Source organism: Micrococcales bacterium, assembly GCA_009784895.1.
In the GTDB taxonomy this organism is placed as follows: domain Bacteria; phylum Actinomycetota; class Actinomycetes; order Actinomycetales; family WQXJ01; genus WQXJ01.
In genome coordinates, this window is sequence record WQXJ01000059.1 from 1 (window position 1) to 11,535 (window position 11,535).

Genomic DNA, 11,535 nt, shown 5'->3' on the forward strand with positions numbered 1-11,535 from the left:
CCGCGCGGGACAGCACGGCATCGAGTTCACCCCACACCGGACAGCACGGCATCGAGTTCACCCCACACCGGACACTGAATCTGTATTACCCCAGGTCGGTACCCAACCACTGTCCGGTTTCGCTCAAAGTCGATTCGTTGTTGTGCGGTTTGGAGCAAACTCGATCGAAACAGCCCGGCCAACCACCATCGAGTACCCCCAAGACGGGCGAATTCCCTGGCAGCCGCGGCCAAGACTTCACATAGCTCGCGCGGTTGCGCCCCAGAGGGAGGCTGGACAGGTTGTGGAGGCGTGGGGCACCACCTGGGCTGTGTGCCCAAGACGCGCAGATTCGACGTCACCAACAGTTGTGCGCCACCGCGCACCGCCGCCAGTGCATGCCGGTCCTTGGGGTCGCCTGTCAACGCGGATTCGAGGGCTTGGCGGATCCATCCGCCTGCCTGGTTGACACAAAGCCGTCAATGTCGCCCGGAATCGTTGCCGAGTCTGCCAGCAGCTCCGTCATGGCGGTGTCCCGCTGAGTGGCCATGGCCCGCCAGTATGCAACGACAACGGCCGGCTTCAGCCGACGATGGTTGGCCGCCCTGAAGCGCTTGGGCCTGCCCTAAGGCGGGCACACGGCATCGGACACGCAGAGCTCCGACCCAGGCGAGAAACCTATGGCCGGCCTTGAGCCCACAGCACTTGGCCCCGAATCTGTATGAATCAGGATGATTGGCCGATTCATACTAATTCATACAGATTCGAACAAGGAGCGAAGTGAATGCTGGTCAGCCCTTACAAGCCGGGCGGTACGCCCGTACACCTGGCCGGCCGGAGCCGAGAGTTGGGGGCGATCCGCGACTACCTTTCGCCAGTTGTCGCTCATGGACATAAGGCCGACGCCCAGTTAGTGCTGCACGGTCCTCGGGGAATTGGAAAAACGTCGGTGATGGCGGCTGCGGCCCAAGCGGCCCAGCAAGTTGGTGAGCAACCATTGGCGCGCTCAGCACGTCCATGGCCAGGTAAACAGGGGTTTCAGCGTGCTGTACGTGCCAATGATTCTGGTTCGGTGTGCTGTACGTGACACCATTTCGCCCTGAGCCCGCCATCGGCGCTCCGCTGTCAGCTACCATCCCCGCTTGCCTGCGAGCCACAGCCGACGGGCTCAAAAGGGGTCGAGGCACCAATGATCTGGCCGCCAAACGGTGCTGGCCTCGCCGACAGGGTCCGCAGTCCTGGTCACTGAGATGCCAAGGGTCCCAGAAACTAGTGTGGCTAGAAGATGGCTATCCCGGCGGTGCCTGACATGCCGTCCCAGTCTTTGCTGCCAAGCACAATGTGGGTACCGGACACAACGCAGAGGTCCGAGTATTCGCCAAGTGCTGCAACTGTCCATTCCGGCTTGCCCGGATCATCAAGCGAGTAGCGCGCGAAATCGCCTCCATCCATCCAGACATAGACCCAGCTGGGGCCAAGTAGCGCCAGCCAGGCTTCGTCACTTAGCCTGGCCCAATCAGCCACTGATTCACCGGACTCCGAGTGCCAAATGGCATAACCGATGGAAGGATCGCAGTCCTGATAACCGCGTTCGTCTGGCGGGCCGCAGGCCAGGGCAGCCGTGTAGCCACCGCCCAAAGGTTCGTACCGGCTTAACTTTTCGGTCTGGGCCAGGGTGTCTGAGTCGCCTGCTTTGGCCAAGACAAAGCTCCCATCGCCCCAGGCGGCGTAGACTCCCGGAGCCGTCAGCGCGGTAGACCATGGTCCAAGGTCAGCGATGCCACTGGCCTGCCTCAGCTTGTCAAGATCCGGTCCCGTGGCCTGGGCGGTGTAGAAGTCACCCCTGGGCGCCTCCGAGCCATCAGCCACATTCAGATAGACTGATTCCTCGGTCTTTTCGCAGCTCAAGGAAGCGCTAACCCATGGATAGCAGATCTGAATGGTCGAGCCTTGAGCATCCCAGGAGATGGCGCCACGGTCCCACCGTACGTCGTCAAGTAACACGCTGGGGGGAGCCCCCCAGCCGGATTCGATGGGTTTGGTCCAAACCGGCTCGCCGTCCAGATCTGCCGGGTTCAGGGCAACAACTTGCCGCATAGTGTCTGCGGGCCGGTCCGAGTCGTCTGAATTTTGGGCCACCACAATCCGATTGCCCTTGGCGTACAACACTGTGTAGTCGCCAACAAACCCGAATCGACCGGTATCAGTCAACTGTTTGATTTGGCCGGTCTTGGCGTCCAACAAAGCCAGCTCAAGGCTGTCGGTGTCCCAGTTCCAGGCGCCGACCAACCAGCTGCCAACGCCCAGGTCGACCGGCGGTGTTTTTCGCATGCTGATTCCAGACCCGGCAATATCCTTGATAGTCCAAATGGGCTCATTCTTGTCGATAGAAAACGCCGTCAGCGAATAGGCGTCGTCTAAATCGGCACACATCACGGCCAAAACGTCGGGATCCCTGGTGGCAAAAACCCGGGCCTCGGCCGCCTCACCCGGACAAGTCCAGGTCTTAGGAGATGGGTTCTTGATGTCCGGTGTCGCCACCCACCAGGAGCCACCGCCCGCACCACCGCTACCCCCGCTGCCGAGAATGGCCTGGCGGAAAGACGGCACGCCGAAGGCAACAGCCGACCCCACAACCAGGACGCCGACCACGGCCAGCGCAACTGGCAGCAGTTTGCGCCGCCGTTTGGTTGCAGGTGATGTTCCCCCACCGGCACCAGGGGGCGGCATTGTGCCCTGCGGGACACCGGGACTTGGCCTAGTTGCCTCTCCCACCGGAGGACCGGATGCTGTGAATGCGGGAGCGACACTGGCCGGCGAGGCCTGCGGCAGAGGTGAGTCAACGCCATCGGCCGGCAGGACCTGCGGCGCAAGGGGCGGTTGAGAAGTGGCGGGAATCTTGGGCGGATGCGCTGGGGTGGCGTCTGTTTCAGGTGGCTCCGAGTCACCCGGTGGAGCGGCGGCTAGAGCGGCGGCTGTTGGACTAGCAGCGGGGGGGGGGTATCGGTGCTGGACTGTCCGGTCCCTTTGGGACCAGACAGTAGATTCTGGCCGCAGCTGGCGCAGAACCTGGCACCACTGTGCGCCGTTCCGCACTGTGGACAAATCGGCATTGCGACATCCTTTCGAGTCGGTTTTGAAGCGATCAGGACAGCCACCATGTTAGCGATCGGCCTTAGGTTGTCGGGGCCATCTGCTAAGCGGGCACTTGGCAACGAGGTACCCCGCATTGGCCTGCCGGGGTCAAACCTTTGGCCCCTTTTTGGACAAGAAGCGAGGCCGAGACGACACAAAGGGACCTGTCAGATTCCGGCGACAGGGTTCACGGCAATGCCGCGGCCAAGAACAAATGTTCCCCGATTGCCAACAGGGTCTGTAGGCTAGCGCCGTGCGCTACTACCTAGATGGAACCGTGATTGTGCGGGCCGTGGGGGAATTCCCCGAAAGCGAGGAGTTGCGTGCTTGGCTAGCCGGCCACGAAAAAGAGGCTGTGACCTCGGTGTTGGCCCGCTGGGAGGCCGGCGAAGAGCTCCTGGTGATGGACCGCTCACACCGCATGCGGCTCTACGACCAGCTCGGTGGCATTCCCCAGATCCCCATCTCCGGCCGGGCCCTGGAAATCGGTTCCTACGCAGTGGCGGCGGTGTCACCGTATTCAGCTCTGCATGTTGGCCTGGCAGCAGCCGAAGAATCGGTCAGCGTCATGTTGACCTATTCGGCCGAGGTCGCCTCAGCCGCTCGGCTCTACGGGCTGCGCGTGGTCTCACCTGGGCGCGACCCGGGCTGGTACCTCGGATAGGCTAAACCCCCAGGAGGGTTGCCGGAGCGGCCGATCGGGACGGTCTTGAAAACCGTTGACGCGCGCAAGCGTGTCCGTGGGTTCAAATCCCACACCCTCCGCTTTTCAAGTCGCAGGATCTTGGAAGGACCTTGGGGATGCACGCGTATGAGGTAGCCAGCGAAGAATTGCTGGCTGAACTCGGCACTGACCCAGAGGTTGGTCTGCCCAGCGACGCGGTCGCCGCCAAGCTCCGCCAGCATGGCCGCAACGAATTCGACGAGCAGGCCACCGAAGGCATTTTGGCCAAGATCCTGCACAACCTGCGCGAGGTCACCACCATCATCCTGCTGGTGGCGGCAGCGCTGTCGCTGGTGATGGCGATCTACGGCTCGAAGGACTTGATCGCGTTTTTCGTCATCTTTGGCATTGTCGTGCTGAACATGACCCTTGGCATTACCCAGGAAACCAGCGCGGAAAAGTCGCTGGCAGCCTTACGCAATCTCAACAGCCCAACCACTCTGGTGCTGCGCCAAGGTCTGCGGGAAGAAATCAACTCGGCCGATCTGGTGCCCGGCGACATTATTTTGATCTCATCAGGCAACTTGATCTCAGCTGACGCCCGTCTACTCGACGCCACCGACCTGACAGTCGACGAATCGACTTTGACCGGTGAGAGCGAACCCTCGGAAAAAAGCGCCCAGGCGCAGCTCAGCGGCAAAGTGGCGGTGGCTGACCAGGCCAATATGGTTTTCGCTGGCTGCCTGGTAACAGCCGGACGGGCCACCGCAGTGGTCACCGCCACCGGTATGGACACCCAGATGGGCCATATTGCCGGCTATTTGGGTGACACCCAGAAACTGAAGACCCCGCTTCAGGTCAGGATCGACAAGATCGGCAAGGTCATTTCGCTAATTGCCCTAGCCGCCGCCTTGACCATGCTGGCGGTCGGCTTCAAACGGGGCGAACCGCTAATGGAAATGGCCTTAGTGGCCATCGCGGTTGGTGTGGCGGCGGTGCCAGAAATGCTGGCCCTGATTGTCACCTTGACCTTGGCTTATGGCGTCACCCAAATGGTCAAGAAGAACGCCCTGATCAGGAAGCTGCCGGCGGTTGAGACCCTGGGTTCGACCTCGGTTATCTGCACCGACAAGACCGGCACTTTGACCCAAAACAGGATGCGGATTAGGCGCCTTTGGTGCCAGGGCGGCCAGGTGGCCGATGTCGAAGCGGACTTCTCTGAGGCCCAGACCGCCTTTATGAACAAGTTTGCGCTGGTGGTCAACGCCGTGGCTGAAACCCAAGCCGATGGCGAGGTTAAGATCATCGGCACACCGACTGAGGCGGCCGTCATCCACCTGCTGCAGCAGAAGTCAGGCTCTAAGGCGACCCTCGAGGCCGAATACCCCAGAGTGGCCGAGATCGCCTTTTCATCTGAACGCAAAATGTCAACTTCGATCCACCAAGACCCGGCCGGCGGCTACCTGGTCTTAACCTCCGGCGCCTTCGACCGGGTGCCGTTCGCCGCCACCACCACGGACCAATTGGACCGGCGCCAAGCCGTTCACGATGCCTTTGCCAAAGACGCCTTTCGCATCTTGTCACTGGGTTCAAAACACATCGACCAGCTACCGGCCCCTGATCAGCTGGGCCAAGTCGAAAAAAACCTAGTGTTCGAAGGCATTGTCGGCATCATGGACCCGCCGCGCGAAGAGGTCGCCGCCGCCATCGCCAAAGCCCGTAACGCCGGCATTCGCACCATCATGATCACCGGCGACCACGCCGCCACGGCCGAGGCCATTGGCCGGCAGATTGGCCTGATGGGGGAGGGCGGCCAGGTCATCACCGGCCTAGAGCTAGAGGAGATGAACGACGAAGACCTGATTGACTCCGTCGCCAGCTTCTCCGTCCACGCCCGGGTTTCGCCCGAAGACAAGATCAGGATTGTTGAAGCCTGGCAGGAACACGACGAAGTGGTCGCCATGACCGGCGACGGCGTCAACGACGCCCCGGCCCTCAAAGCCGCCGATGTCGGCGTGGCCATGGGCATCGCCGGCACCGAGGTCTCCAAATCTGCCGCCGACATGATTTTGACGGACGACAACTACTCCACCATCGTGGCGGCGGTCGAACAGGGCCGGGCCGTTTTCACCAACATCCGCAAGACTGTCTACTTCCTGTTGACCTGCAACTTCGCCGAGATCATCATCATGTTGGGGGCGTTCCTAACTGGCTGGGGGCTGCCGCTAACCCCAATTATGTTGCTGTTGATCAACGTGGTCGGTGACGGCATTCCGGGCCTGGCCCTGGCCCGCGAAAAGGCCGAATCCAGAATCATGCGGCGCAAACCGATTGGACGGGATGAGTCACTTTTCTCCGGGCTACAGCCGGTCATCGCCATGCAGGTGATGGGGTTCGTGGCAGTGGGTTGGGTGGCCTTCTACATCGGCTCGACCATCCACCTGTCAACGGCCCAGCCGCCGTCCTACACCCTGGGCCAAACACTGACGTTTCTGGCCTTAGGTTGGACCGCCATCCTGCACATTTTCACCGTCCGCTCCACCCGTTCCATGTTCACCAGCCGTTTTTCTGAGAACCCGCGCCTGGTTGTCTCCGCCTTTGCCATGGTGGCCCTATTCGCACTGTTAGTCCTGGTCCCGCCGCTGGGTCAGGTTTTTGGTTTGGTGCCCCTTTCGCCCTGGCATTGGCTGATCGCGATTGGGCTATGCCTAGTGCCCAGTGTGGTGGCGGAGCTAAACAAAGCCTTCCGTCTGGCGCTGGAAACTCGCCAATACCGCAACCGTTTGGTCCACCACACCAACCACGGCTAGGCCTAAGTCCGCTGGTCCCCATTTGACCGCCGCACAACAATCCAGGCCAGACCAGGTAGCCTTAGTGGCTACAGCGTTTGACCACCAACGAGCAGGAGGCAGCCGTGCCCATTGGCAAGGTTAGGTTCTTCGATGAGGAACGAGGTTTCGGCTTCATCGCTAGTGAAGACGGCGCCGACGTCCACATGCGTGGCTCGGCGCTGGCGCCAGATTCCGAGCCGCCCAGGCCTGGCGCCAAAGTCGAATTCGAAGTAGTCGACGGCAAAAAGGGCCCTTCAGCCATGAGGGTGACGGTGCTGTCTCAACCGCCCACCGTTGCCAGGGGATACCGCAAAAGCCCCGAAGACATGGTGGCCATCATCGAAGACCTGATCAAGCTGTTGGACAAAACGTCCAACAGCCTGCGACGCGGCCACTACCCTGATCGCCGCGAAGCGGCGCCGGTGGCCAAAGTGCTGCGCGCCGTGGCTGGAGACCTCGAGGGGTGAGTGCCGCCAAAGCCAAGCCAGCCACCACTGGCAGCCCAGCGGCCAAGCCCAGGGCCGGCATCGGGCAAAAGGCAAAAAGAGTCAAAACTGACACCATTTTGACCAACCTGGCGGCCCAAGACCTGGCCCGGGTGGCGCTGGAAGAAGTGGCCCAAGCGCAGCATATTGGCGACTTCATCGACTTTGTAATGGAGGACGAGCGTCTGGCGACGTTGCGCTTTGCCTGCCAACTGCCCGGATATGCCGGCTGGCATTGGGCTGTGACAGTGGCCCGGGTGCCCCGGGCGCGGCGGGCCAGCGTCTGCGAAACCGAACTTCTGCCTGGCCCGGCCGCCCTGGTGGCGCCGGCCTGGCTGCCCTGGGCGGACCGGCTCCAGCCTGGCGACCTTGGGCCGGGCGACGTCTTGCCGCATGTCAACGAAGATCCGCGCTTAGAGCCTGGCTACACCGACACTTCCCAAGATGCCGACCAAGTTGAACTGTGGGAGTTGGGCCTGGGCCGGGCCCGGGTGCTCTCGCCCGAGGGCCGTGACGAGGCCGCTTCACGCTGGTACGACGGTGCGGCTGGACCGGCCGCCGCCGAGGCCGTGCGCGCTACTGCCCGCTGCGCCAGCTGCGGCTTTTCCATGCCCCTGGCAGGGTCGATGCGTGGGCTGTTCGCGGTTTGCGCCAACCGCATGGCCGGTCGCGACGGGCAAGTGGTCTCGCTTGACCACGGCTGCGGCGCGCATTCCGAAACCGACGTGGCCCGGTCATCAACCCGCTGGCCGGAAAACGCCCCCATGGTCGACGACTCGAGTTTGGTGCCGGTTCAATTGCACGATGCCGAGGAGACGGCCGGGTCGTAGAGCCGGGCTTTAGTGGTGGTAGCCTGGCGCGCCCAGGCCCAGGCGGCGGTCAGCGCTAGTGCTTGGCCCGCCAGGAATGGCGCGAATAGATCACGCCGACCACACCTAGCACCAACCCGACCAGGCAAACCCAAAGCCAGCGGCCAACCGGCTGGTCAAAGCCCCAATAGAGGATGGCCAAGACGGCCAGGGCCAGCGCCCACAGGCCGGTGCCAAGGCCAAAAAGCAGCGGGTGGTTGATCTGCACCGGCGGCGGTTGGTTTGGCATGCCAACCACCCTACGACAGGCCGGCAGCAGGCTGGTTGCGGCAAGGCGCAATGGTCTTGAACACTTCCCCCAAGGCCCCCCGCCAGAGGCGATGAATCTGGAAGAATTTTGGCCATGGCAAAGACCCCGGCGCCAACGCAGGCGCAGCCCCTGAGCGCACTCGACCGCTACTTCCACATCACTGAACGAGGATCAAGCATCTGGCAGGAGGTGCGCGGTGGCCTGGTGACCTTCTTTGCCATGGCCTACATCCTGGTGCTGAACCCAATCATTTTGGGCGGGATTCCCTCCGCCCAGGGCACTTTCATTGGCGGCACGGCCAGCCCGGTCGAGGCTATGCCCCTGGTGGCGGCCGGTACCGCCCTGGTGGCCGGCGTGGTTTCGATTTTGATGGGGGTGGTGGCCAGATTCCCGCTGGCCCTGGCCGCCGGAATGGGCCTGAACGCCGTGGTCGCCTTCACCCTGGCCCAGAAACCGGAGATGTCCTTTGCCGATGCCATGGGTGTGATTGTGCTGGAAGGCATTTTGATTCTGATCCTGGTTTTGACCGGTTTTCGAGAGGCCGTTTTCAACGCCGTACCAGGTCAGCTCAAAGTCGCTATTGCCGTGGGCATTGGCCTGTTCATCGCCTTCATTGGCTTTGTCAATTCTGGTTTCGCCACTCCGGCCCTTGGTACACCGGTCCAGCTAGGCGACGGTGGTTCGCTAAACACCTGGCCGGTGATGGTCTTTGTCATTGGCCTGCTGCTGGCCATCGTGCTGATGGTGCGCAAGGTCCGCGGCGCCCTGCTGATCGCCATCCTGGCCTCCACCGTCTTGGCTGTGATCGTCGAGTTGATCGCCAAAGTCGGCCCCCTAGGTACCGGCGACAACCCAGCCGGTTGGCGGCTAACCGTGCCGGAAATCCCCAAAGAATTCAATTTGCCCAACTTTTCCATCCTGGGTGACTTTTCGCTGTTTGGGGCTTTCAAACACCTTGGCATCGTGGCCCTGATCCTGATGGTCTTCACCCTGATGCTGGCCGATTTCTTCGACACTATGGGCACCATGGTGGCGGTCGGCGCCGAGGCCAATCTGCTAGATGAGCAAGGCAACCCGCCTAACGTCCGCGAGATCCTGGTTGTCGACTCGGTTGGCGCGATCGCCGGTGGCGCCGGTGGCGTCAGCTCGAATACGGCTTATATCGAATCGGCAGCCGGCGTCGGTGACGGGGCTAGGACCGGCTTGGCCTCAGTTGTAACCGGGGTCTGCTTCCTGCTGTCGACCTTCCTGGCGCCGCTAGTGGCCATGATCCCCAACGAGGCTGCCACTCCGGCCCTGGTGGTGGTTGGTTTCTTGATGATGATGCAGGTGGCGGACATCAAGTGGAGCGACTACGAAATCTCCATTCCGGCCTTCTTGACCATCGTGGTGATGCCCTTCACCTACTCGATCACTAACGGCATTGGTGCTGGTTTCATCGCTTATGTCGTCATCAAGGCGGCCCGCGGCAAGGTCAAGCAGATCCATCCGCTGATGTGGGGAACGGCCGCGCTGTTCATCATCTACTTCATCCAGGGGCCAATCGACGCTTTGCTCGGCTAGTCCCGACACTTTGGGGCGCTGCCGGCGCCGGCGGCGCCCCGGGCCTGCCTGGCGCCTTGGTTCCGGGGACCTAGCGCGGCGGTCGCCAACCTGATCACCCCGGTGGCCATAGGCATCGTTTGGCCCGGCCCTGGCCTTCGACGCGTTTCATGCACTGACCCCGGGCGCCCGCAGGCACAAGATAGGGTGGCCCGGTGCCACGTCTGTTCGCGGACATCACGCCACTGAAAGTCTCGCCCCATTTCAGGCGGCTTTGGTGGGGCTTGTCCGTATCTGCGATTGGCACCCAGTTCACTATTACGGCTGTGGCTCTAGAGGTCTACAAGCTGACCCAGTCGACCCTGGCCGTGGGACTGGTTGGGGCTTGGGCGCTGGTGCCAACTGTGGTCATGGGGCTATATGGCGGGGCCCTGGCGGATCGCCATGATCGCCGCCGGGTGGCCCTGGTGGCCTCAGCCGTAATGTGGGCGGCGGTAGCCGGGATAGCCAGCCAAGCCTACGTTGACCTGGGCAATGTCACCCTGCTGTACATTCTGGTGGCGATCCAAGCCGGCGCCAGTGCAGTCAACTCCCCGGCCCGCAGCGCCATCATCCCCCACGTTGTGCCGGCCAGGTTGCTGACGGCAGCCAACGCCCTGCGCTCGCTGTCAATGACCACCTCGGTCATGATTGGCCCCATGCTGGGCGCCTTGATGATCCGGGCGGCCGGCTATGGCCCCACCTACACCGTTGACCTGGTGGCCTTCTTGTTCGCCATCTACGCGGTTTGGCGCCTACCGCCAGTGCCGCCTTCGCCCGATGCCGGCCCTAGCCAAGGCGTTTGGCGTTCGGTGGCAAAGGGCTTGGGTTTTGTGATGACCCGGCCAAACTTGCGGGCCAGTTTCTTGTCCGATTTCTGCGCCATGATCTTCGCTTTGCCACGAGCGGTCTTTCCGGCCGTGGGGGCGGCCTGGATTGGCGGCGGGGTCACTACGGCCGGGCTGCTGACCATGTTCATGGCGGTGGGTGCCACCTTGGCTTCGGTGTTGTCTGGGCCACTGGGTAAGGTCCAGCGCCAAGGCCGGGCGGTGGTGCTGGCTGTGGCCTGTTGGGGTGGCTCGGTGGTCGGTTTTGGTCTGGTGCTGCTGAGCGTTGGCTCTGGCCAACGCGACGGAGTCAAAATCTGGGCCTTGGTCCTGGCCGGATTGGCGTTGGCCCTATCCGGCGCCAGCGACACCGTCTCAATGATTTTCCGCAACACCATTTTGCTTGACGCCGTGCCGGACCACCTGCGCGGCCGCCTGCAAGGGGTTTTCATCGTGGTGGTGACCGGCGGCCCGCGCCTGGGTGACATGTTTTCCGGCGCTAATTCGAGTCTGCTGGGTGAAGGCTGGGCCGTGGTAGTTGGCGGATTGATCTGCGTTGTTGGAGTCTTGGCCCTGGCTGTCTGGCAGCGCAGCTTCTGGCACTACGACTCAACCAACCCCGTCCCCTAACCAGCTCCTTTGCCGCGAGACCGAGCTTTGGCATAACCACCAGTTCCCGCGACACCGACCTTTGGCAGAACCACCAGTTCCCGCGACACCGAGCCCTGACACCTTGACTCCGCGAGACGTACTATGTCTCAAATGGGCCGAAGACCTGGGTCCAGGGCCTGACCTCGCGACTGAGGTTACGTTTGGTTGAGTGTGGTCGGGTGGCGGGTTTTCGGGGCCTGGCCTGTGGGTTTACTTCGAGTGGCGGCTACCGGGCTGGGTGGATGCCTGGCAACATCAGCTGC

At 62.3% G+C, this 11,535-nt stretch carries 9 protein-coding genes and 1 tRNA gene; 8 read left to right on the forward strand and 2 right to left on the reverse strand.

All coding sequences use genetic code 11. The features are described 5' to 3' along the window. Positions 1-245 (forward strand): hypothetical protein (locus FWD29_08890; GenBank protein ID MCL2804046.1); only part of this gene is annotated, 245 nt, incomplete at its 5' end. 1,012 nt (positions 246-1,257) lie between these two features. On the opposite strand, the gene FWD29_08895 is transcribed toward FWD29_08890, so the two are convergent. Further along, on the reverse strand, positions 1,258-2,520 hold the full coding sequence (locus FWD29_08895; protein ID MCL2804047.1) for a hypothetical protein: 1,263 nt from the start codon (positions 2,518-2,520) through the stop codon (positions 1,258-1,260). An 847-nt stretch (positions 2,521-3,367) separates the two neighbouring features. On the opposite strand from FWD29_08895, the gene FWD29_08900 reads away from it, so the two are divergent. The 5 genes from FWD29_08900 to FWD29_08920 all read left to right on the forward strand — a co-directional run bounded on the left by FWD29_08900 (position 3,368) and on the right by FWD29_08920 (position 7,924). Beyond that, a complete protein-coding gene (locus FWD29_08900; GenBank protein MCL2804048.1) occupies positions 3,368-3,778 on the forward strand; it encodes a hypothetical protein in 411 nt (136 codons plus the stop codon). A gap of 12 nt (positions 3,779-3,790) precedes the next feature. After that, positions 3,791-3,879, forward strand: a tRNA-Ser gene (locus FWD29_08905). A gap of 36 nt (positions 3,880-3,915) precedes the next feature. Continuing rightward, the gene (locus FWD29_08910) at positions 3,916-6,588 is read left to right on the forward strand and encodes a cation-translocating P-type ATPase (GenBank protein MCL2804049.1); all 2,673 of its coding nucleotides are present in this window, start codon (positions 3,916-3,918) and stop codon (positions 6,586-6,588) included. Positions 6,589-6,692: 104 nt separating this feature from the next. After that, complete coding sequence (locus FWD29_08915) at positions 6,693-7,076, forward strand: cold shock domain-containing protein (protein ID MCL2804050.1); 384 nt, start codon at positions 6,693-6,695, stop codon at positions 7,074-7,076. Then, positions 7,073-7,924, forward strand: coding sequence for a DUF3027 domain-containing protein (locus tag FWD29_08920; protein ID MCL2804051.1), 852 nt, complete (start codon positions 7,073-7,075; stop codon positions 7,922-7,924). The genes FWD29_08915 and FWD29_08920 overlap by 4 nt, the downstream gene beginning before the upstream one ends. Before the next feature lie 55 nt (positions 7,925-7,979). Here FWD29_08920 and FWD29_08925 read toward each other — a convergent pair whose 3' ends face one another. Further along, positions 7,980-8,192, reverse strand: coding sequence for a DUF2530 domain-containing protein (locus FWD29_08925; protein ID MCL2804052.1), 213 nt, complete (start codon positions 8,190-8,192; stop codon positions 7,980-7,982). A 114-nt stretch (positions 8,193-8,306) separates the two neighbouring features. On the opposite strand from FWD29_08925, the gene FWD29_08930 reads away from it, so the two are divergent. Further along, positions 8,307-9,776 (forward strand): NCS2 family permease, encoded by a 1,470-nt coding sequence (locus FWD29_08930; GenBank protein MCL2804053.1) that lies wholly within the window; start codon positions 8,307-8,309, stop codon positions 9,774-9,776. Between the two features lie 194 nt (positions 9,777-9,970). Beyond that, positions 9,971-11,251 carry an MFS transporter gene (locus FWD29_08935; protein ID MCL2804054.1) on the forward strand — a complete coding sequence of 427 codons (1,281 nt, stop codon included), beginning with the start codon at positions 9,971-9,973 and terminating at the stop codon, positions 11,249-11,251. Positions 11,252-11,535: the final 284 nt, after the last annotated feature.

Coding starts and splice junctions, on each gene's coding strand:
- FWD29_08925 (MCL2804052.1), bottom strand. CDS start 8,192: ATGCCAAACCAACCGCCGCCGGTGCAGATCAACCACCCGCTGCTTTTT.
- FWD29_08910 (MCL2804049.1), top strand. CDS start 3,916: ATGCACGCGTATGAGGTAGCCAGCGAAGAATTGCTGGCTGAACTCGGC.
- FWD29_08930 (MCL2804053.1), top strand. CDS start 8,307: ATGGCAAAGACCCCGGCGCCAACGCAGGCGCAGCCCCTGAGCGCACTC.